This is a genomic window from Pseudomonas sp. TMW22090 (assembly GCF_022496665.1).
GTDB classification, from domain to species: Bacteria; Pseudomonadota; Gammaproteobacteria; order Pseudomonadales; family Pseudomonadaceae; genus Aquipseudomonas; species Aquipseudomonas gregormendelii.
Map to the genome: position 1 here is coordinate 616,529 of NZ_SCFH01000001.1, position 20,505 is coordinate 637,033.

Below are 20,505 nucleotides of genomic sequence, written 5' to 3' on the forward strand. Positions count from 1 at the left end.
ACGAATACGTAGAGGTGATCATGAGTAATACGGATGAGCAAGGGGCTTCACCCTGGCATGCTGGCGAGCGGCGGTTGCAAGAAAGTGTCGGCGTGGCGCAGCAGATGGAGCACTTTGGGCGAAAAGTTGTTCGCGACTACATGCCGGATCAGCATCGTTCGTTCTACAGCCAACTCCCCTATCTGGTGGTGGGTGCGGTCGACCAAGACGGCATCCCTTGGGCGACGTTGATCGAGGGTCCTCCAGGGTTTGTTCACTCACCCGACCCACGCAGCTTGCAGCTCGACCGCCTCCCCGCAGACGGCGACCCAGTGAAACCTGCCTTGGGAATGGGCGCCGCAGTCGGGTTACTTGGCATCGATCTGAAGACCCGAAGGCGCAATCGTGTGAACGGCAATATCAACACCGTCTCCTCTGACGGTGTTGCCGTTTCTGTCGTGCACGCTTTTGGCAACTGTCCTCAGTACATCCAATTGCGAAGTGTCGAGCCCGTCAGCGTTGGGCGATCCTCATCCGATGTTGCAGCAAAACGTTTGCACGAATTGGACGAGGCGGCTACAGAGATGATTCGTCAGGCCGATACGTTCTTCCTCGCCAGCTACGTCGACCTCGAAGGAGACTCAGCCAAGCGCTCGGTTGACGTTTCCCATCGCGGAGGTAATCCAGGTTTTGTCAGGGTCGAAGGCAATGTGCTGACAATTCCCGATTTCGCCGGCAATCTGCATTTCAATACATTGGGCAACCTGTTGCTCAACCCTAAAGCCGGTTTGGTTTTTGTCGATTTCTCGTCAGGTGATGTGCTCCAGGTGGCCGGGCGCACCGAGCTTATTCTTGAGGGGCCGCAGATCGCTGCATTTCAAGGGGCCGAGAGATTCTGGACCTTGACGGTGGAGCATGTCGTCCTAAGGCGAGCCGTATTGGCTCTGCGCTGGGTATTCGAAGGTTTCTCACCGAACAGTATGATGACCGGCAGCTGGGAAAAAGCTGAAGGCCGCTTACAGGCCGATGCCCTGCGCGACCAATGGCGGCATCTGCGCGTCACCCGAATCGTTGAAGAGAGCAGCACCATCAGCTCTTTTTATCTGGAACCCGACGATGGTGCGGGATTGCCGCGATTCGAGGCGGGCCAGCATTTACCGGTACGGTTTAGCCTGGTTGATGGGCAGGCGCCGGTTGTCAGGACTTACAGTGTGTCGAGTGCACCGTCTGACAACTTCTTCCGGATCAGCGTCAAGCGTGACGGGTTGATTTCGTCGCATTTGCACGACCAGATTCGGGTGGGGGATCTGATCGAAGCCCGTGCCCCTCAGGGACGATTCACAGTGAAGGCCGATGAGCATCGGCCATTGGTTCTATTGGCCGCTGGGGTCGGGGTCACGCCGCTGCTGTCGATGCTGCGTGAAGTGATCTACGAAGGAGAGCGAATTCGTCGCACTCGGCCGACCTGGTTTATTCAGAGTGCGCGCAGTCTGGCGGAGCTGGCATTTCGGGATGAGCTGTTTGAACTAGCAACCCGTGCGAAAGATAAAATTCGTGCATTGCGACTTCTGAGTCAGCCTGAGCAGCACGCTCGCGAGGGCGAGGACTTTGAATTGGCTGGACGTGTGGACGTCGCGCTACTCAAGGCGCTGTTACCCCTGGATGATTACGACTTTTACTTGTGCGGCCCAGGCGCGTTTACCCAGGCGTTATACGATGGGCTACGTGAACTCCGCATTGGCGATGATCGCATTCACGCTGAAACTTTCGGGCCATCGACCTTGGTTCGGCTACGCGATCAGTTGACCCCGGCGGTCGAACAAGTTCCGGCAGCCAGTACCCCCGTAAAAGTACTGTTCGCGACTTCTGCTAAAGAGGCGCGTTGGGAGCCAGGCAACGGCAGCTTGCTGGAGTTGGCTGAAAGTCGTGGTCTGAATCCGGACTTCAGTTGCCGCGGCGGGTCGTGTGGGACTTGTCGTACGAAGCTGATCAGTGGGGAGGTGCACTATTTGAACTTGCCCGCTGAAATGCCGGCTCAGGGAGAGGTCTTGATTTGCTGCGCAGTGCCAGCGCAAAGCAAGGAGGGCGACGCCCCCCTGGTTTTGGATCTGTAGCATGAATGCCCTCTCTATCGCTCATCCCGCGAGACGCGGGTTGAGCGCTTGAGCCAAACCGCCTTCACGGTCGAGTTGAACGAGGTCATCAAATCCACCCACATGCCAGTCGCCGATGAAAATTTGCGGAACCGTGCGACGGCCGCTGCGGTTTATCATTGCGACCTTCTGATCAACTGACTGCACATCGATTTCGGTATAAGAAATACCTTTAGCGTTAAGCAGTTGCTTTGCACCACGGCAGTAAGGGCAGGTGCTGGTTGTGTACATAATAATGTCAGGCATGAAGAATCCTCACCGTTTAGACAGTTTCAGGCTGCGGCTTTTTCTGCACGAGCGTGTACAGCGCAGGTATCCGGGTGCTCTGCCAACGATTTGAAGCTGCGATTATCAGAGTCAAGAGCGTCAACCGATCCGGTTTCGATGTCGTAGACCCATCCATGCAAATTCAACAAGCCTTTTTCCTGAGCGATGCGCACGCTTGGGTGAGTCTGGATGTTGGCCAGTTGGGCAATCACGTTTTCTCGAACCATCGAGCTTACTTTTGCCGCGTCATTCATGTGATGGCGAGACTCGTTGATGACCTTCGCGGATTCAGCATGTTGCAACCATCCGGCGACAGCTGGGAGATGGTTCATGCATTTGCACTTGGCGACCGCCGTCATTGCGCCGCAATCCGAATGACCGCAGATCACGATATCGGTCACCCCGAGCACCGCCACGGCGTATTCGACCGTTGCCGACACACCTCCGGGGTGGGGGCTATACGAAGGCACGATATTCCCCGCGTTTCGGATCACGAACAGTTCGCCAGGTTCTTGTTGCGTCAACAGTTCTGGTACTACGCGGCTATCGGAACACGTGATAAACAACGTGCCTGGATGCTGCGTGGTGGCCAGGTGTTTGAACAGGTCCGTCCGTTGCGGAAATGCTTCTTTCTGAAACTTTAAAAAACCTTCAATGAGCGCTTTCATGGGATTAGCCTTTCGCAAGTAATCAAGTTAGGTAATATTCAATTAGTGCAGCCGCGACCTATCACGCTGTATTCAAGGACGCGAGTGTCACCGTGCGAATCTTTGTAAGTCATTTGCACTGGCACTGGGCCGCAGACGTCTGCTGCTTCAGTGATGTTGATGACCTTGGCAATATCCAAGTGCACGCCATAGACATACGGAGTGGCTTCTGGCGCAGCCGAAGTTTGCTGTGCATAGGCCGACAACGAAGCTGTCAGGGACAGGGCGAGCAACAGAATTTTTTGCATGACGCATCCTCCATTTAGATTTGGTGAGTCGGTGAAGTGGATAAATGTGTTGAAGCAGGCCCGCTACCAGTGCGGGCCGAATTACATTTCCAGTCGCCTTCTTAGAAAGGACGCAGTGGCAGGAACTTCCCGTCGAGGGTGATTACTGCGCGGTGTCCACCTTCAGGATCTTCAACTTTTTTCATATCGAGCTTGAAGTTAATCGCGCTGATGATGCCGTCGCCGAACTGTTCGTGGACCAAGGCCTTCAAAGTCGTGCCATAGATTTGGATCATTTCGTAGAAGCGGTAGATAGTAGGATCCGTAGGGACGCCCGAAAGACTGCCACGCAGTGGGATGATTTGCAGGCGCGCTACCGAGTCAGCGTCCAGGTCCAGCTTTTTACCGATCACTTTCGCGGCAGTTTCTGGAAGAGGGTGCTGGCCGAGAAGGGCTGCGGTCACGTAGGCCAGACCGAGGCCGGTGCCTTCTGCCATGTCTTCGAACGACAGGTTTTTGCGGGCTTTGGCGTCTAGAATTTTAGCGGTCAGTTCAAGACTGGTGTCGTTGTAAGCGTGGGACTGTTGCATGGTGTCGCTCCTATCGGATGCTTGGGTAAGAGTTGCTGGATGAGTGTTGCTTGGTGTGAAGCCATGTTCTGCCGTTTGCTCTATAGCGTCCAAGACCGATAAACAATGCTTCGCATAAGCCCTGCCTATAGGTTTAAATCGGGGGGCTCATGAACGTCGGGAACTCGGAAGCAATACTGCTGATTCTGGATAATCACATTGGTCGACAAAAAGAATCGCTTTGCTGCGCGAGGGGGATGGCGAGACAAAAGAGCCCGCGTACGGCGGGCTCAGTGGCAGCATCTGGATTTATTGGGGAGAGGCAACGGGCCGTACAGCGCTGCTTTTGTGTGCGTGTTAGTCAGTCAGCGCGAGTACGCCTCCCTTCTCAAAGACCCAGGTCGGAAAGGCTTGGATGATCGTCCGGGCGACGGCCTAGCGGCCACCGAAACTTTCGTTCTGACTCTTTGATGGGCATGTCGTTGATACACGCAAAACGGTTTGCCATTAAACCGTTCTCGGCGAATTCCCAGTTTTCGTTTCCGTACGAGCGGTACCAATTCCCGGAATCGTCGCGCCACTCATAGGCATAGCGAACAGCAATACGATTGTCGGTGAACGCCCATAACTCCTTGATAAGTCGATACTCCAACTCCTTATTCCATTTTCGAGTAAGGAACGCCTGTGCCTCAGCCCGGTTGACTGCAAAATCGACGCGGTTGCGCCACCTGGTGTCGGTGGTATAGGCCAATGCGACTTTTTCAGCATCTCGGCTATTCCATCCATCTTCAGCCAGGCGAACTTTGAGTGTTGCAGACTCGCGGTCAAACGGTGGTAGCGGGGGACGGGTCTCAGATTCAGCCATGATCACTACTCCACATTGAGGTACCTCGGGATAAAATCCGTGGTTAGCTAAAAGCTTAGTTAAGTCAGGAACCATCAGGGCGCCTACCGAGCATTTCTAGATCAAATACATCAGCAGGTATGAGAGGTGACCTTCGGGAATTGATAAACCTTCAGTTGATGCTTCATTCGCTAGCGCCCTGTGTAAAAGCGGGTTGGCGGCGATGTGAGAGTAGCGGTTGAGCAGTCCAGGAATCGAACGAACTAATGCACCGCCCAAACGACTTGGCGTCAGGACGTCAGGCTTGCTGTACAAACGCCAGCCGCACTGCAAATCCAATCAGGAGGGTACCGAAAAGCCATTGCTGAACTCGTTGCGCGGTCACGCTACGCTCTAACCAACGCCCTACCCAAGCGCTGGCAGTGGCATAAATGCTGTCGAAAATCAGACCGGTGATTACGAGTACTGCACCCAGTATTGCAAATTGCTCCGATACCGACGATCGATTCGGATCGATGAATTGCGGAAGCAGCACTGAGCTAAAAAGTAGCGCTTTCGGATTGAGTAAATTGGTGAAAAGCCCCCGCCGGATAGCCGCGCTCAAGCTCGGCGTTACAGTGCCAGTCTCTGTAAGGGCAGGTGCACTCTTGCCACTGGTTTTGAACATCTGGATACCTACCCAAAGTAGATAGGCTGCTCCTGCATATTTGACGATATCAAAAGTCCAAGGCAGCACCTTGAACATCGTTGCCAATCCCATAGCGGTCAAAGCCACATGGCAGGCACGCGCCAACGCGAGCCCGAGCGCAGTCGCTAGCGCTGCGGTTCTACCTTGTTTCGCACCCGTTTGAAGTAGCAGGATCATGTCCGGACCGGGCATTAGGAAAATCATCGAGAGAGCGAGGAGGTACAGCGCTTTGTCTTCCATATTCGTGTGCTCGGCAGGAAATGAGGGAGACAATTTTAGAGGGGAGGAGCAGGGCAGGTGGTTGCGAATTTAACTCCCAAATCCACGTTTTTTGGCAGAATCTGCCCTTTGATAGTTAGAACAGGGAACCTGTATGCCAACTGATCGTTTTCCGCAAATCAGGCTTGGGCGGCTGGACTCTTGCCTGGCTAATGTCGGGAAGGGAACGCCAAGGCGTGCCGCTACTTCCCTTTATCAGTTTCCATGGCGCTGAAGTGATCACTCAGCGTGCCTTGGAAATGTTCAATCAGAAAGTTTACGAAGACGCGTGTTTTAGCTGGCAGTTCTTTTCTGGCCGAGTAGTAGACGGAGATTGAGCCCAGATCGACATACCATTGCGGTAATAGCCGAATCAGCTCACCCCGCTGTAACCAGGGCCATGCTCGCTCCAGTGGCACCAATGCCACGCCCAGCCCCATCAGGGCGCACATGCACAAGGCTTGCGGATCATTCATGATGGCTGTTGGTTTCAGGCTCAGATCAAAGGTTTCGTCAGCCGAACTGCGCAACGTCCAGGTGCGTAATCGGTTGGTGTCGGTCGATCGCACGACAATGCCATCCTGGCCCTGCAAGTCCGCTGGCACAACGGGCAATGGCTTGCCTTGGAGCCACTCGGGAGCTGCTACAGCGACGAGGTGTAGCTTGGCCAGCTCGCGTGCCACGACGCCCGGGCTTAATTCCAGGCCGCCGCCAATCGCAACGTCAAAACCTTCACCTATCAAATCAACGCGTCGGATTTCGAGGTGCCAATCGGGCACAACGCAGGGATATCGTTGCTTGAACGTTTTCAGCAGAGGCAGCACATAGTCGTAGGCGAAGGACGGAGACATGTTGACCCGCAACCGACCGGCGGGCACATCGCGTGAGTCGCCGAGTTGAGCCATTGCGCCTTGAATCGTTTCGACACTACCCGCCACTTGTTCATATAGCGCCTCACCGGCTTCGGTAAGGGACAGACTTCGCGTGCTGCGTTGAAACAGTCGAGTGCCCAATTTTGTTTCCAGGCGGGCAATGTTTTTGCTCACTGCCGCGGCGGAAATGCCCATCCGCCGAGCCGCTTCGGAAAAACTGCGAGCTTCTGCGGCTCTTACAAATGATTCCAGGTTGCCCAAACTGTCCACGCTTATCTCCAACTTTTGGTTGAAGATGATTCTACTGATTGATGACTAATTTGGTGCTGAATTTGAGCCCATAGTGGTGGCCGACTGAATTTCACACTCAAAACAGGTGGAGCGTAATGGGCAAAATGTTAATCACCGGCGCGACCGGTAAGCTGGGTAGCGCAGTAGTGCGCTCACTGGTCCGGAAGGTGCCTGCGGCAGATGTCGTCGCCTTGGTTCGAGAGGGGAGCAAAGCGCAGTGGTTGTCGGACCTGGGCGTCGAAGTGCGGCTGGGCGATTACACTGACGTCGAATCCCTGGTCAATGCCTTCGCCGGGGTGGAAAAAATCTACCTGGTGTCAGCCGTTGCTTTCAGCGATCGGGTGGGGCAACACAGGAACGTCATTCATGCGGCACGTATGGCGGGTGTTCGACATGTGTTCTACACCAGCATTCAGCGCGTTAGCGATGACTATTGTCCTATTGAGGGTGTCACTGCCAGCGACCTCGAAACAGAGGCGATGCTTAAATCATCCGGGCTGGATTACACCATCGTCCGGCATCCGCTGTATGCCGACGTGCTTGCGATGTACATCGGCAAAGATGCTCCGCAGAAGGGCTTCAGCGCACCCGCCGGTCAGGGGCGGGTGGCCCTGACGAGCATTGATGAACTAGCTGAAGGCGGGGCAACCCTACTCAGTCAGCCGGGTCACGAGCATCGAGCTTATCTGCTCAATAGCGGACAAACCTGGTCGTTCGCAGACATCGCCGCCGCGCTTTCGCGCATAACCGGTAAAGCCGTCCATTATCAGCCGATCTCGACCGGAACCTTCATCGCCGCCCGCGAAGCCGAAGGTTGGCCACCTCATGTCGCGACCTTCATTGGCGATTGGTATCGCGCTATCGAGAAGGGCGCATTTGATCAAACCAGTCGTACCCTTGAAGAACTGCTAGGTCGAAAGCCCAAAGATCTTGAAGCCATCGTTAGAGATGCCTTCAAGCTCTGACGTTTCAGTTGGCTATCCTGCAGCCCGAACAAGTCGAGCATTGCGCTTGCATGAAAGAAGTATTACGTCATGCCAAGAGAGGCAGATGCAGAAGCGCTCCCGGTCTGAGCGTAAAAGCTCAGACTTTCTTTTTAGCGATCGAATCCGCCGACACAATCTCACGGACGACGTTGACGAAAGCCCGAAGTCCCGCCGGCATATGGCGATTCGCAGGATAGTAAAGGCGCAGTCCGGGGTACGAAGGTGTCCCGTCCTCCAGCACTCGCATGAGCTTTCCGGACGCAATATGAGCAGAAGCAGCGAAATCATTAGTCCAGGCTATGCCGGCGCCTTGCAAAGCAGCCTCTAGCATCAAGTGGTGGCTGTCGAGCGTCAACGACCCGCTGACATCTATTGATTGCTCTTCACCGCGCTTCTCGAATTCCCATTTGTAGATTGAACCACTGGGGAAGCGCACGCGTATGCAGTTGTGTGCGAGCAGGTCTATTGGAACCTTTGGTTTTTTGCATTTCGCGAAGTACTGGGGGGAAGCGACCACCGCAAAACGGAGCGGGGGAGTGATCGCAATGGCGATCATGTCCTGCGGAACGCTTTCCGCCAACCGTATGCCGGCGTCGAATCCACCAGCAACGATGTCAACCAGACTTCTATCGGTAACGATGTCTACCCGCATGTCGGGATAACGCCTTAGGTACTCCAATACCACTGGCGTCAGCACCATTTGCGCAGCACCTTCGGAGGTGTTCAGGCGTAGGGTTCCGGCCGGTGTATCGCGGAACTCGCTTACCGCCTCCATGGCCGCGGATATATCACGCAGAGCGGGCTGCACACGAACCAGAAACTGCTCCCCGGCTTCAGACAGAGAAACGCTTCGCGTGGTTCTGTGGAACAACCTCACGCCAAGGCGTTTCTCCAGTGCAGCGATCGCATGACTGAGTGCTGATGGCGACATTCCCAATTCTATGGCCGCGCGACGAAAGCTGCGGTGAGTAGAAACGGCGACTACGGCGTTCAGTTCGAGAAGGCCGGATTTCTGCATTGTGCTAATTCCTGCATCAGTTCATCCGATATTAGCCTGATTGTTTGCGACAGTGCTGCGGCTTATCTTGGTCCACAACAACTTTACGCAGGTCGGGCTTCATAGCGTGGCCTGTGGCATCCCGGTCATTCGGTGATCCCGCAAGTCAGTTCGACTCTGCGGTCATCAAACATGCGAGGAATAATTCATGACGCGTATCACTACACCGTTCGGGTTTCATTCAACCGCACAAGAGGTCATGGAAGGGGTTGACCTCGCTGGTAAACGTGCAATCGTAACGGGCGGGGCCTCCGGTATCGGTATCGAGACAGCGCGCGCATTGGTCAATGCCGGCGCAAACGTGACGCTTGCAGTACGGCGTCCGGAAGCGGCGGCGTCGGTAGCCGCCGAACTGCGCTCTGGGGGCAGGGGTACCGTTGATATCCGCTCAATCGATCTGGCAGATCTGTCCTCTGTGAAATCGTTTGCTGAGTCGTGGTCAGAGCCACTTGATATCCTGGTCAATAACGCAGGGATCATGGCCGTTCCTCAGCGGGAGCTGACATCGCAGGGTTGGGAGATGCAGTTTGCAACCAACTTTCTTGGCCATTTTGCGCTTGTGCTTGGGTTGCAGGACGCCCTGATCAAAGCCGAAGGCGCCCGAATTGTTTCGTTGAGCTCAAACGCTAATCTTCTAGGGCCAGTCGTTTTCGACGACATCAATTTTGACTTCCGTACATACGATGCGTACGCATCATATGCCCAGGCAAAGTCAGCATGCGCGCTCATCGCCGTAGAGATCACCCGTCGCTGGGCGAAGCTAGGCATTTTCGCTAACGCTTTGAACCCTGGGGCAATCGCGACCAACCTTCAGAAACATACCGGTGGGCTTAAGACCCCAATTGAACGTCAGAAGAACGTGCAACAAGGTGCTGCGACATCGGTACTGCTTGCGGCGTCTCCGTTGTTGGAAGGCATTGGTGGTCGTTATTTCGAGGACTGTAATGAGGCGCTGGTAGTCACCAAACGGCCTGCCGATTACATGGGCGTTGCAGCTTATGCCGTTGACCCTGATAACGCGCAGCGGTTGTGGGAAGTTGCCACGCGGATGACCGTCGGATTGTTCTATAGGTGAGACGATCAATCGCATTGTTGCTGACTAATCGGCTATTGGTTTCACCTGTAGGATTTACTCCATCAGATCGCCGGCTGGCGATCCTCACCTTGGAGATCCCTTATGAAACTGTTGCATATCGATTCGAGCATTCTGGGTGACAACTCGGCCTCCCGTCAGCTGAGCAGCGAAGTGGTCAAGGCCTGGCAGGGCGCTGAAGCAGGCACCGTGGTGACCTACCGTGACCTGGCCGCCGATGCCATCAGCCATTTTTCCGCCACCACCCTCGTTGCGGCCGGCACCACCGCCGAGTTGCGCAATGCCGCGCAACAACACGAGGCCGACCTGAGCGCCACTACCCTGGCTGAATTCCTCGCGGCCGATGCGGTGGTGATTGCCGCGCCGATGTACAACTTCACGATTCCAACCCAGCTCAAGGCCTGGATCGACCGCATCGCGGTAGCTGGCCAGACCTTCCGCTATACCGAAGCCGGCCCTGAAGGCCTGTGCGGCGGCAAGAAAGTGGTGATCGTGTCGACCTCCGGCGGCCTGCATGCCGGCCAGGCCAGCGGCGTAGCCCATGAAGAGTACTTGAAGCTGCTGCTGGGTTTCCTCGGTATCACCGACATCGAGTTCGTGCGTGCCGAAGGCCTGGCCTACGGTGACGAAGTGCGTACCAAAGCCATGAATGACGCGCACGTGCGCATCAGTGAGCAGTTGTTCGCCGCTGCGTAAGGCTTGCGTAAAGAGCTCAAACAGCTCAGGCAATCGCTAAAAAACTCTGTATTCTGGAAGCGCAAGCGCCAGGTACGGAGTTTTTTGTTTCTGGCTGTGTCACAAGTTGGCCCAGCTCGTGCAGTCAAGGGTCATCGTCGCCGCAAGCCAACAGGTAGGGCGTTCCATGGTACGTCTTTGTGCAGCATTACTCTTGGTCCTGCTCGGCAGCCTTAATTGGGTGCAGGCAGCACGTGCACTGCACCCGCGCTGGAGCGTCGGCTACCACGAGATGAGTTTTCTCGACCCTCTGGACTTGCAGCCGATGCGTGCCATCGCGTTCTACCCCTCAAGCGACAAGGAGCATTCCAGCCGCCTGGAGGGTTATACGGTCGAAGCGGGTGAGGATACCCGGGTGGCCATCGGGCGTTACCCGATGCTGATGCTGTCCCATGGCAACACTGGCACGCCGATGGCCTTGCACGACCTGATGACTTCGCTGGCGCGCAAGGGCTTTGTGGTGGTGGCGGTTATCCATCCGGGTGACAACTCAACCGACCACAGTCGTCTGGGTACCCTGAGCAATCTGTACGGCCGGCCGCTGCAGATTTCCGAAGCCATTACCGCAACCTTGGGCGATCCGATGCTGGCGCCATTCGTGAATGCCGGGCAGGTCGGGGTGATCGGCTATTCGGCGGGCGGTGAAACGGCCTTGATACTCTCCGGTGCAACCCCTGATCTGGATCGCCTGCGCCGTTATTGCCAGGAGCGCCCGGATGATCGTGACGCCTGCAATACCCAGGGCGAGCTGATCGTCGATCGCGATGACCTGCAACCGGTGGCCGACCCAAGAGTACACGCCTTGCTCCTGATGGCGCCGTTGAGCCTCAAGTTCGGCCGGCACACCCTGGCTGACGTGCATGTGCCAGTGCTGCTCTACAGCGGTGACGGAGACAAGCTGGTGGCCTTTGACAAAAATGCCGCCGCCCTGGCACGCAAACTGCCAATCGCACCGGATTTCAAGTTGCTGGCTGGCGCCGGGCATTTCGTGTTCATGGCCCCGTGCAACGATGAGCAGATTGCCGCCATGCCAGCACTGTGCACTGATGCCGATGGCGTTAACCGCGAGGACATTCATCGCAACCTGATTGGGGAGGCTGGCCGGTTCTTTTCCCGCACGCTGTCCAAGCCGAATCGGGCGGGTATGCAAACCGCTGATCAATGATACCTGCGCGATATAGGGCTTAAGCCATTGCCCGACGTTTGAGCAGCAGAGTGAGTCCCAGTCCTGTCGCTGACAGCAGGGCTGCGCAGAAGAAGATCCACGAATACCCCAGGTTCAATGCGATGGCACCCATCAATGGCCCGGCTATCGCCAGAGCGAGGTCGAAGAACACCGCGTAGGCACTCAAGCCCGCGCCGCGACTGGAGTTTGGTACCTGCTTGATCGCCTCCACCCCCAGCGCCGGGTACACCAGGGACAGGCCGAACCCCGTCAGCCCTGCGCCGAGCAAGGCATAGCCAGTGGAGGGCGCGAACCAGAGCAATACCAGCCCCACAACCTCAATGCACATGCAGGCGATAGCTGAATTGAAGCCGCCAAAACGGCTGATGCTGGAAATGAACAGCACCCGGGCCAGGATGAAGCACACGCCGAACACCGTCAGGCAATACGCCGCACCTGTCCAGCCACGGTTCACGTAGTACAGGGTGATGAAGGTGGTCAGCGTGCCATAGCCGATCGACGCCAGGCTCAGGCTGGCCCCGAACGGTGCAATCCGCCCGAACACCGCCCAGAATGGCAGGCGCTCGCCGCGGATCACTGGTACTGAAGGTTTGTTGCGAATCAGCAACAGCGCGCCCCCCGCCAGCAATGACAGGGCGATTCCCAGGCTGGCGAAACCCAGCTGGCCGACCATCAGCACGCCCAGGGGCGCACCGATGGCGATTGCGCCATAGGAAGCGATGCCATTCCAGGAAATGGAGCGAGCAGTGTGTTCAGCGCCCACCTGGCCCATGCACCAGCTGATGGTGCCGACGCCGATCAGGCCCTGGGCGATCCCCAGCAATAAACGCCCGGCAATCAGGATTAGCAGGCTCAGCAGCGGCGTGCTTTGCAGGAGTGTCGACAGCCAGGTCAGCAGGCCACTCAGGACAATGCCCGACAACCCGTAGACGATCGCCCGCTTGGTACCGACAGTGTCCGACATGCGCCCGGCCATCGGCCGGCTGAGCAGGGTAGCCAGGTACTGGCAGCCAATGGTAAGGCCCGCGACTATGGCGCTGAACCCCAGCTGGTCATGGACGTAGCCCGGCAGCACGGCGATCGGCAGGCCGATGCACAGGAAAGCGACGAAGGTGTAGAAGACGATGGAGACGATCTGCAGGGTGATCGCCATGGAGCTTTGCGGTGGCAGTTGCTGCACAGACATGAGGGCTCGTTCGCGGGCGGCGGAGGGAGAGATGCATCATGGCGCGGGCGAGAAATAAAAGGAAGCAGGCTAACGATCAGGATCAAAAGATCGCAGCCTCCGGCAGCTCCTACAGAGGGCGCATTCCAAGGTAGGAGCTGCCGAAGGCTGCGATCTTTTGATCTTCAAACAATAAAAAGCCCCGTCACCAGGACAGGGCTTTTACTTGCAACTTGCAGCTTGAAACTAATAGCTGCTCTTAAAACACCACGCCCTGACTGCGCAGGTAATCGTCATAGGTGCCGCTGAAGTCGATCACGCCGCTCGGGCTCAGCTCGATGATGCGGGTTGCCAGGGACGATACGAACTCGCGGTCGTGGCTGACGAAAATCAGCGTGCCCGGGTAGTTCTCCAGCGCCAGGTTCAGCGCCTCGATGGATTCCATGTCCAAGTGGTTGGTGGGTTCGTCCATGATCAGCACGTTCGGCTTTTGCAGGATCAGCTTGCCGAACAGCATGCGACCTTGCTCACCACCTGAGATCACCTTGACCGACTTGAGGATCTCGTCGTTGGAGAACAGCATGCGGCCGAGGGTGCCGCGAACGATTTGCTCGCCGCCCTGGGTCCACTGGCCCATCCAGTCGAACAGGTTGCAGTCGTCCTCGAAGTCGTGTGCGTGGTCCTGGGCGTAGTAGCCCAGTTCCGCGGCGTCGGTCCACTTCACGGTACCGGCATCCGGCGTCAGCTCGTTGACCAGGGTGCGCAGCAGGGTGGTTTTGCCGATGCCGTTCGGGCCGATAATCGCTACGCGCTCGCCGGCTTCAACCTGGAAGCTGAAGTCCTTGAACAGCGGCTTGCCGTCGAAGCCTTTGGCCATGCGCTCGACGATGACGGCCTGCCGGTGCAGCTTCTTGGTTTGTTCGAAACGGATGAACGGGCTCACGCGGCTCGATGGCTTGACCTCGGCCAGCTGGATCTTGTCGATCGCCTTGGCGCGGGAAGTGGCCTGCTTGGCTTTCGAGGCGTTGGCCGAGAAGCGGCTGACGAACGACTGCAGTTCCGAAATTTGCGCTTTCTTCTTGGCGTTGTCCGACAGCAGCTGCTCGCGGGACTGGGTCGCCACGGTCATGTACTCGTCGTAGTTGCCCGGGAACAGGCGCAACTCGCCGTAATCCAGGTCAGCCATGTGAGTACACACGCTGTTCAGGAAGTGACGGTCGTGAGAGATGATGATCATCAGGCTGGAGCGCTGGGTCAGCACGTTTTCCAGCCAGCGGATGGTGTTGATATCCAGGTGGTTGGTCGGTTCGTCGAGCAGCAGCACTTCAGGATCGGAGAACAGCGCCTGGGCGAGCAACACCCGCAGTTTCCAGCCCGGGGACACTTCACTCATCGGGCCGAAGTGCTGCTCGATACCGATACCCAGGCCCAGCAGCAGTTCACCGGCACGGGATTCGGCGGTGTAACCGTCCATTTCCGCGAATTCGGTTTCCAGCTCGGCCACGGCCATGCCGTCTTCTTCGGTCATTTCCGGCAGCGAGTAGATGCGGTCGCGCTCGGCCTTGACCTTCCACAGCTCTTCGTGGCCCATGATCACGGTGTCGATCACGGTGAATTCTTCGTAGGCGAACTGGTCCTGGCGCAATTTACCCAGGCGCACGTTCGGTTCCAGCATGACCTGGCCACCGGACGGTTCGAGGTCGCCACCGAGGATTTTCATGAACGTCGACTTGCCGCAGCCGTTGGCGCCGATCAGGCCGTAGCGGTTGCCCGCGCCGAACTTGACCGAAACGTTTTCGAATAGCGGCTTGGCGCCGAACTGCATCGTGATGTTAGCTGTAGAGATCAAAGGTTTTTCCTGCGAAGCATTCAGAGTAGCTAGGGTTGCGGCAGTACCGATTCAGTACCCGTTTCCGGTATTCAAACCACGGAAATGCATCCCGGTCAGAAGCGGAAGGTCCATCTGGCAATAAGTGGACAGCAGCATATGGAGCGCTTGGCCCGAGTCGAAGTGCGCTGAAACGGGGGGTATTCCCGTCATCAACCAAGGGGGGCGCGTAATGTTTGGCGGCGATTGTACTGGTCTGGCACCTTAAACGATAGGGCATTAAGGCCGTGCGGGTGCTTTGGCGGCGTCAGCGGACGGTTTTTCGCATTTGCAGGTTCACCAAGGGGCAGCAACTGTGGCTAAAATGCCACCTACTTGATGCCGACAGGCATGGATGCAGTTTGTTCACTCCTGACATGTGACGATTTCCGTGAAACTCATCATTGCCGCCGTTTATATAGTCTCGATCGCTTACGTCCACCTGCGCGGCCGCGTGCGCCATAAACCAGGCCGGCAACTGAGCGACCACTCGACGTTCCTCGCGCCCCTGAACTGTCTGCTGTACCTGTTCTCGAAATTGCCCAACAAGCCGTACCTCGATCCGGCAGACTTTCCGGACCTGCGGCCACTGCAGGAACACTGGCAGGAGATTCGCGCAGAAGGACAGAACCTGATTCGCGCTGGTGAAATCAAGCGTTCCAGCCAGTTTGACGATGTCGGCTTCAACTCCTTCTTCAAGACTGGCTGGAAACGTTTCTACCTCAAGTGGTATGGCGACAGCCATCCCTCGGCCATGAAGTTGTGCCCCCGCACCACCGAACTGGTACAGGGCATCGGCTCGATCAAAGCGGCGATGTTCGCCGAGTTGCCGCCGGGGGCCAGACTGGTGCGCCATCGTGATCCCTATGCCGGGTCCTACCGTTACCACCTTGGCCTGGAAACGCCCAATGATGCGGGCTGCTATATCAACGTCGACGGCGAGAATTACCACTGGCGCGACGGTGAAGCCGTAATGTTCGATGAGACCTTCATCCATTACGCGGAAAACACCACGAGTCACAATCGCATCATTCTGTTTTGCGATATCGAGCGGCCCATGAAGTATCGCTGGGCGGCAGCATTCAACGGCTGGTTCAGCCGCCATGTGATGTCCGCTGCCGGCGCACCGAATGATGCGGGCGACAAGACGGGCGGGATCAACCGGCTGTTTGGCAAGATCTACAAGATCCGCTTGCGCGGCAAGGCGCTGAAGAAGCGCAATCGCAAGCTTTATTACCTGGAAAAGTGGGCAATATTGGGCGGGTTGCTGACGGTTTTTGTGCTGATCTGATCAATGCCATCGCGAGCAGGCTCCCCCCAGGCGGGCATTGTGAACAACACAAAGCCGCTGTGGGACCGAGCCTGCTCGCGATCAGGACTGCACCTTAACAATCAATCATCCCGCCGAGCGCTTGGTCGCCTTTTTCGCCGGTGCAGCCTTCGCCGCCGACTTGGTTTTCGCCGCCGGCTTGGTAGCAGCTTTCCCTCCCAGGCTGCGCTTGAGCAACTCGGTCAAGTCAATGACATCCGCCGTCTTGCGCTCTTCCTCGCCGGTCGCCGTTTCCACATCTTCGATCTTGCCTTCATGGGCTTTCTTCTCGACCAGCGCCATGATCTTGTCCTCGAAACTGTCGCGATAGTCTTCAGGCGACCAGTCGCCGCTCATGTCCTGCACCAGGCGCTTGGCCATATCCAGCTCGCCCTTGGCCAATTTGGGCTCGGTCACTTCGCTGCCCAGTTCCAGGGTGTCGAGACTGCGAACCTCTTCCGGCCAGCGCAGCATCACCAGGACCATCGCCGACTCCAACGGCATCAGCGCTGCCAGGTGCTGGCGGGTATGCAGCACCACGTGGCACAGGGCGACTTTGTTGGTTTTGCTCAGGGTTTCACGCAGCAGCGCATAGACTTTGCCGCCGCGTTTATCCGGGGCCAGGTAATAAGGCGTATCGATGTTCTGCAGCGGAATCTGCTCGCTGTCGACAAAGGAAAAGATGTCGATTGTCTGGGTGGAGAGCGGGTGGGCTGATTTGATTTCCTCTTCACTGAGCACCACGTAGCGTCCCTTTTCGTACTGCACACCTTTGACGATGTGTTCCTTGGTCACCTCCTTGCCGGTTACCTTGTTCACCCGTTTATACCCGACCGGATCCATGCTGCGACTGTCCAGCCAGTCAAAGTCCACGCCTTGGGAAGACGTCGCCGAAACCAGCGCTACAGGGATATGCACCAGCCCGAAACTGATTGCGCCTTTCCAGATTGCCCGTGCCATGGTCGTCTACTCGCGAGTGATGATCAGGTGACCCGCATCCCCTGGCAAAAGTTTCAGCCGATTATGCCCCGGCCCGCCGGGGCGCGGGGCAGCCCTGGTCAACTGGTGTTACATCTTCGGCGCGAGGTTTTGATTAACAAAACAGAACCCCCGGCGTAGCGTGGTATCGAAGACCCTATCCACGCCCACGTCGAGAGGTTCACCGATGAACAGGTTCGTGCTGGTCTGCACCGCACTGGCATGGGGTGCCGTGCTGAGCCATCAGGCCCACGCGGCAGCGGCCCCTGAGTCGATGCTGTTGGCGCAAAGCCCTACGGGTAGTACCAGCAATCCCTACAACAGCCCCATTCGCCGGGCCAACCCCAATAGCATGCAAGGCACACAACCCAGTGCGCCGGCCATACGCGGGCCCAATACCGTACCAGTGCCCCGGCCACCCACCCTGGACAACGGCGGCATTGGCAATCGTGCACCGCAGACTCGCCCTGTGCCCGACAGCCCACCCAGGTTCATTCCCAACCCACCCCCTAGAGACGGCGATAGCAACAATCGCTGACAGCCTGGCTGACTATTTTGACGACATAAGGAACTGTGCATGTTGAGAAAATCCCTCCTGGCCACCTTCTGCGCCAGTGTCATGTTCACCACTGCACCCGCCGCCGTTGCGGCATCTGTCCAGGAATTGAAGAGCGAGCAGGGCACGCTTGAAGTCACCACCCTCACTCAAGGTCTGGAGCATCCCTGGGCCCTGGCATTTCTGCCCGACCGCCAGGGCATGCTGGTAACCGAGCGCCCGGGCAACCTGCGGCTGGTCTCCCTCGATGGCAAGCTTTCGGCCCCTATCAGCGGCGTGCCGGACGTGTGGGCCAAAGGCCAGGGTGGCTTGCTGGATGTTGTGCTGTCCCCTGACTTCAAGCAGGACCGCACGGTGTACCTGTCGTACGCCGAGGGTGGCGGCAAGGGGGACAAGGCCGGTACCGCGGTAGGTCGCGGGCAACTGTCGGCAGATTTGAAGACTCTGGAGAACTTCAAGGTGATCTTCCGGCAGGAGCCCAAGCTCTCGGTCAGCAATCACTTCGGCTCGCGGCTGGTGTTCGACCGCGACGGCTATCTGTTCATCACCCTGGGTGAAAACAACGACCGGCCAACGGCCCAGGACCTCGACAAGTTGCAGGGCAAGGTGGTCAGGATCTATCCCGATGGCCGGGTACCGGATGACAACCCCTTTGTCGGGCAGAACGGTGTGCGCCCGGAAATCTGGTCTTACGGTCAGCGTAACCCCCAAGGCGCGGCGCTCAACCCCTGGACGGGCGTCCTCTGGGAAACCGAGCATGGCCCCCGCGGTGGCGATGAACTGAATGTGATCGAGCGCGGCAAGAACTACGGTTGGCCGCTGGCTACCCATGGCATCAATTATTCAGGCCAGCCCATTCCCGAAGCCACCGGCAAGACCGCCGAGGGCACGGTAGGGCCGCACCATGTCTGGGAGAAATCCCCGGGGCTGAGCGGTATGGCGTTCTACGATGCCGACCGGTTCAAGGTGTGGCAGCACAACGTGTTCATGGGGGCACTGGTCAGCCAGGAATTGATCCGCCTGCAGTTCAACGGGGACAAAGTGGTCCACGAGGAGCGCTTGATGGGCGAGCTCAACAAGCGCATTCGCGATGTGCGGCAGGGGCCGGACGGTTATTTGTACGTGCTGACGGATGAGAGCGATGGGGTGTTGTACAAGGTTGGGTTGAAGTAACTGCATCCACCTTCCCTGGGTTGAGCGGCGAGTCTGCAGGGGGCGATTATAATTGGCCATTGACTTGCCCTCAGCCGCCGGCTAGTTTCGACCCATGACTTCCAACGTATCGCGCTGCCAGCCAATCATTATTACCGCCATTCCTTATTTGGCGGGCTAGCTCACGACTGCAGCACCCAACCCGCCCTCGAGGCGGGTTTTTACTTTCTGTCTCCTGGGTTAAAGCCGCTGAGGGACCGGCGTAGAAGCTGTTCGAAGGTCGCGATCTTGTCGCTATTGCAGAGCAAAAGATCGCAGCCTTCGGCAGCTCCTGCGTGGGTAATAAAGGAGACCGAGATGACCTACACCGCCAACCAGCAAGCCCTGCTTGCCCATTACGTAAAGAAAATACTCGCGGCGCCGGTTTACGAACTGGCCGTACGTACGCCATTGCAACCTGCACCCGCGTTGTCGGAAGCCCTGGGTAACCAGATCCTGCTGAAACGCGAGGACCTGCAGCCGACGTTTTCCTTCAAGATCCGCGGTGCTTATAACAAGCTGGTGCAACTGAGTGATGAGCAAAAAGCACGCGGAGTGATCACCGCGTCGGCCGGCAACCACGCACAAGGTGTGGCGTTGGCAGCGCGGGAACTGGGAATTGCCGCGACCATCGTCATGCCCGCCACGACGCCGGAACTGAAGGTGCTGGGGGTGCGAAGCCGTGGCGCCGAGGCCGTGCTGCACGGTGAAAGCTTTCCGTTTGCCCTGGCATACGCCCTGGACCTGGCCGCGCGCACAGGCCGTACCTTTGTTTCGCCATTCGACGACCCGGAGGTGATCGCGGGGCAGGGCACTGTCGCCATGGAGATCCTGCGTCAGCACCCCGCAGGCCTCGACGCGATCTTTGTGCCGGTGGGGGGTGGTGGACTGATCGCAGGCATCGCCGCATACGTCAAATACCTGCGACCGCAAGTGCGCATCATCGGTGTGGAGTCCGAACACTCAGCTTGCCTAGGCGCAGCGCTGCAAGCCGATGAGCGCGTGGTGCTGCCGAACGTCGGCACCTTTGCCGACGGCGTTGCGGTGGCGCAAATAGGCGCCTATGGGTTTGAAGTATGTCGATTCTGCGTGGACGAAATGCTGACCGTGAGCAATGACGAGTTGTGCGCCGCGATCAAGAATATCTACGACGATACCCGTTCGATCACCGAACCTTCCGGTGCACTGGCCGTGGCCGGTATCAAAAAGTATGTCGCCCGCACCCAAGCCCGTGGCCAGACCCTGGTGGCCATCGACTCGGGCGCCAACATCAACTTCGACAGCCTGCGCCACGTGGCTGAACGTGCCGCCTCATGCGGCGCGCCGGCCTGAGACTGGACACATTGCCGCATTCTTGCCGCCGTGTCCGGTTCGTGCAACCGGCCGGGGCAGGATTGCATTTTGCAGTGGCCCAGGCGCGGCTTCTTGCAGTTTGCATGATCACTTGCTCGCTCACCTTCGCTAACCTATTGATTTCCCGATGAGCTGCACAGCGAAATCAGAGGCATGATTTATGCTGTAGATGTC

General features: G+C 57.5%; 19 protein-coding genes and 1 pseudogene. 9 read left to right on the top strand and 11 right to left on the bottom strand.

Annotated features, from left to right (window positions below; translation table 11 throughout):
- Positions 1-20 precede the first annotated feature (20 nt).
- Complete coding sequence (locus EQV97_RS02935) at positions 21-2,093, top strand: pyridoxamine 5'-phosphate oxidase family protein (RefSeq protein ID WP_240888355.1); 2,073 nt, start codon at positions 21-23, stop codon at positions 2,091-2,093.
- 21 nt (positions 2,094-2,114) lie between these two features.
- Here EQV97_RS02935 and grxC read toward each other — a convergent pair whose 3' ends face one another.
- The 7 genes from grxC to EQV97_RS02970 all read right to left on the bottom strand — a co-directional run bounded on the left by grxC (position 2,115) and on the right by EQV97_RS02970 (position 6,834).
- Positions 2,115-2,378: a glutaredoxin 3 gene (gene grxC / locus EQV97_RS02940; protein ID WP_201146578.1), complete on the bottom strand. Its 264-nt coding sequence runs from the start codon at positions 2,376-2,378 to the stop codon at positions 2,115-2,117.
- Between the two features lie 26 nt (positions 2,379-2,404).
- Entirely contained in the window at positions 2,405-3,067 is a 663-nt protein-coding gene (locus tag EQV97_RS02945; protein ID WP_240888356.1) for a carbonic anhydrase, read from the bottom strand.
- Positions 3,068-3,105: 38 nt separating this feature from the next.
- Positions 3,106-3,354, bottom strand: coding sequence for a DUF2790 domain-containing protein (locus tag EQV97_RS02950; RefSeq protein ID WP_201146576.1), 249 nt, complete (start codon positions 3,352-3,354; stop codon positions 3,106-3,108).
- Positions 3,355-3,455: 101 nt separating this feature from the next.
- Positions 3,456-3,923: a cyanase gene (cynS, locus tag EQV97_RS02955; RefSeq protein ID WP_045061152.1), complete on the bottom strand. Its 468-nt coding sequence runs from the start codon at positions 3,921-3,923 to the stop codon at positions 3,456-3,458.
- A 367-nt stretch (positions 3,924-4,290) separates the two neighbouring features.
- A complete protein-coding gene (locus EQV97_RS02960) occupies positions 4,291-4,767 on the bottom strand; it encodes a nuclear transport factor 2 family protein (RefSeq protein ID WP_122840519.1) in 477 nt (158 codons plus the stop codon).
- A gap of 277 nt (positions 4,768-5,044) precedes the next feature.
- Positions 5,045-5,674 carry a LysE family translocator gene (locus EQV97_RS02965; RefSeq protein ID WP_240888357.1) on the bottom strand — a complete coding sequence of 210 codons (630 nt, stop codon included), beginning with the start codon at positions 5,672-5,674 and terminating at the stop codon, positions 5,045-5,047.
- A gap of 221 nt (positions 5,675-5,895) precedes the next feature.
- Entirely contained in the window at positions 5,896-6,834 is a 939-nt protein-coding gene (locus EQV97_RS02970; protein WP_122840517.1) for a LysR family transcriptional regulator, read from the bottom strand.
- A 116-nt stretch (positions 6,835-6,950) separates the two neighbouring features.
- Here EQV97_RS02970 and EQV97_RS02975 point away from each other — a divergent pair, with 116 nt between their 5' ends.
- Entirely contained in the window at positions 6,951-7,820 is an 870-nt protein-coding gene (locus EQV97_RS02975) for an SDR family oxidoreductase (protein WP_240888358.1), read from the top strand.
- 118 nt (positions 7,821-7,938) lie between these two features.
- Here EQV97_RS02975 and EQV97_RS02980 read toward each other — a convergent pair whose 3' ends face one another.
- Positions 7,939-8,859, bottom strand: a complete 921-nt coding sequence (locus tag EQV97_RS02980; RefSeq protein ID WP_240888359.1) for a LysR family transcriptional regulator — start codon at positions 8,857-8,859, stop codon at positions 7,939-7,941.
- 187 nt (positions 8,860-9,046) lie between these two features.
- Here EQV97_RS02980 and EQV97_RS02985 point away from each other — a divergent pair, with 187 nt between their 5' ends.
- The 3 genes from EQV97_RS02985 to EQV97_RS02995 all read left to right on the top strand — a co-directional run bounded on the left by EQV97_RS02985 (position 9,047) and on the right by EQV97_RS02995 (position 11,891).
- Positions 9,047-9,973, top strand: coding sequence for an SDR family NAD(P)-dependent oxidoreductase (locus EQV97_RS02985; protein WP_122840514.1), 927 nt, complete (start codon positions 9,047-9,049; stop codon positions 9,971-9,973).
- Between the two features lie 102 nt (positions 9,974-10,075).
- The gene (locus EQV97_RS02990) at positions 10,076-10,687 is read left to right on the top strand and encodes an FMN-dependent NADH-azoreductase (RefSeq protein WP_122840513.1); all 612 of its coding nucleotides are present in this window, start codon (positions 10,076-10,078) and stop codon (positions 10,685-10,687) included.
- Positions 10,688-10,853: 166 nt separating this feature from the next.
- Positions 10,854-11,891 (top strand): dienelactone hydrolase, encoded by a 1,038-nt coding sequence (locus tag EQV97_RS02995; protein WP_240888360.1) that lies wholly within the window; start codon positions 10,854-10,856, stop codon positions 11,889-11,891.
- 19 nt (positions 11,892-11,910) lie between these two features.
- On the opposite strand, the gene EQV97_RS03000 is transcribed toward EQV97_RS02995, so the two are convergent.
- Both EQV97_RS03000 and EQV97_RS03005 read right to left on the bottom strand, forming a co-directional pair.
- Positions 11,911-13,098 carry an MFS transporter gene (locus EQV97_RS03000; RefSeq protein ID WP_240888361.1) on the bottom strand — a complete coding sequence of 396 codons (1,188 nt, stop codon included), beginning with the start codon at positions 13,096-13,098 and terminating at the stop codon, positions 11,911-11,913.
- Positions 13,099-13,336: 238 nt separating this feature from the next.
- Positions 13,337-14,926, bottom strand: a complete 1,590-nt coding sequence (locus EQV97_RS03005; protein WP_122840511.1) for an ABC-F family ATPase — start codon at positions 14,924-14,926, stop codon at positions 13,337-13,339.
- A gap of 409 nt (positions 14,927-15,335) precedes the next feature.
- Here EQV97_RS03005 and lpxO point away from each other — a divergent pair, with 409 nt between their 5' ends.
- A complete protein-coding gene (gene lpxO / locus EQV97_RS03010) occupies positions 15,336-16,235 on the top strand; it encodes a lipid A hydroxylase LpxO (protein ID WP_122840510.1) in 900 nt (299 codons plus the stop codon).
- A 105-nt stretch (positions 16,236-16,340) separates the two neighbouring features.
- On the opposite strand, the gene EQV97_RS03015 is transcribed toward lpxO, so the two are convergent.
- Positions 16,341-17,213 (bottom strand): Ku protein, encoded by an 873-nt coding sequence (locus EQV97_RS03015; protein ID WP_225570451.1) that lies wholly within the window; start codon positions 17,211-17,213, stop codon positions 16,341-16,343.
- A 205-nt stretch (positions 17,214-17,418) separates the two neighbouring features.
- Between EQV97_RS03015 and EQV97_RS03020 the strand changes: the two genes are divergently transcribed.
- From EQV97_RS03020 to ilvA, 3 genes and pseudogenes are all read left to right on the top strand, one after another.
- Positions 17,419-17,769 (top strand): hypothetical protein, encoded by a 351-nt coding sequence (locus tag EQV97_RS03020; RefSeq protein ID WP_122840508.1) that lies wholly within the window; start codon positions 17,419-17,421, stop codon positions 17,767-17,769.
- A gap of 39 nt (positions 17,770-17,808) precedes the next feature.
- Complete coding sequence (locus EQV97_RS03025; protein WP_122840507.1) at positions 17,809-18,960, top strand: PQQ-dependent sugar dehydrogenase; 1,152 nt, start codon at positions 17,809-17,811, stop codon at positions 18,958-18,960.
- Positions 18,961-19,296: 336 nt separating this feature from the next.
- A pseudogene (gene ilvA, locus EQV97_RS03030) lies at positions 19,297-20,283 on the top strand (threonine ammonia-lyase, biosynthetic); the annotation flags it as partial.
- Between the last annotated feature and the right edge of the window lie 222 nt (positions 20,284-20,505).

Bases quoted from the DNA above. Each gene is read 5' to 3' on its own strand.
- EQV97_RS02985 (WP_122840514.1), top strand. From the start codon at position 9,047: ATGACGCGTATCACTACACCGTTCGGGTTTCATTCAACCGCACAAGAG.
- EQV97_RS03015 (WP_225570451.1), bottom strand. From the start codon at position 17,213: ATGGCACGGGCAATCTGGAAAGGCGCAATCAGTTTCGGGCTGGTGCAT.
- EQV97_RS03000 (WP_240888361.1), bottom strand. From the start codon at position 13,098: ATGTCTGTGCAGCAACTGCCACCGCAAAGCTCCATGGCGATCACCCTG.
- EQV97_RS02980 (WP_240888359.1), bottom strand. From the start codon at position 8,859: ATGCAGAAATCCGGCCTTCTCGAACTGAACGCCGTAGTCGCCGTTTCT.
- EQV97_RS02975 (WP_240888358.1), top strand. From the start codon at position 6,951: ATGGGCAAAATGTTAATCACCGGCGCGACCGGTAAGCTGGGTAGCGCA.
- EQV97_RS03025 (WP_122840507.1), top strand. From the start codon at position 17,809: ATGTTGAGAAAATCCCTCCTGGCCACCTTCTGCGCCAGTGTCATGTTC.
- EQV97_RS02965 (WP_240888357.1), bottom strand. From the start codon at position 5,674: ATGGAAGACAAAGCGCTGTACCTCCTCGCTCTCTCGATGATTTTCCTA.
- grxC (WP_201146578.1), bottom strand. From the start codon at position 2,378: ATGCCTGACATTATTATGTACACAACCAGCACCTGCCCTTACTGCCGT.
- cynS (WP_045061152.1), bottom strand. From the start codon at position 3,923: ATGCAACAGTCCCACGCTTACAACGACACCAGTCTTGAACTGACCGCT.
- EQV97_RS02960 (WP_122840519.1), bottom strand. From the start codon at position 4,767: ATGGCTGAATCTGAGACCCGTCCCCCGCTACCACCGTTTGACCGCGAG.
- EQV97_RS02995 (WP_240888360.1), top strand. From the start codon at position 10,854: ATGGTACGTCTTTGTGCAGCATTACTCTTGGTCCTGCTCGGCAGCCTT.
- EQV97_RS02950 (WP_201146576.1), bottom strand. From the start codon at position 3,354: ATGCAAAAAATTCTGTTGCTCGCCCTGTCCCTGACAGCTTCGTTGTCG.
- EQV97_RS02935 (WP_240888355.1), top strand. From the start codon at position 21: ATGAGTAATACGGATGAGCAAGGGGCTTCACCCTGGCATGCTGGCGAG.
- EQV97_RS02990 (WP_122840513.1), top strand. From the start codon at position 10,076: ATGAAACTGTTGCATATCGATTCGAGCATTCTGGGTGACAACTCGGCC.
- EQV97_RS02945 (WP_240888356.1), bottom strand. From the start codon at position 3,067: ATGAAAGCGCTCATTGAAGGTTTTTTAAAGTTTCAGAAAGAAGCATTT.
- EQV97_RS03020 (WP_122840508.1), top strand. From the start codon at position 17,419: ATGAACAGGTTCGTGCTGGTCTGCACCGCACTGGCATGGGGTGCCGTG.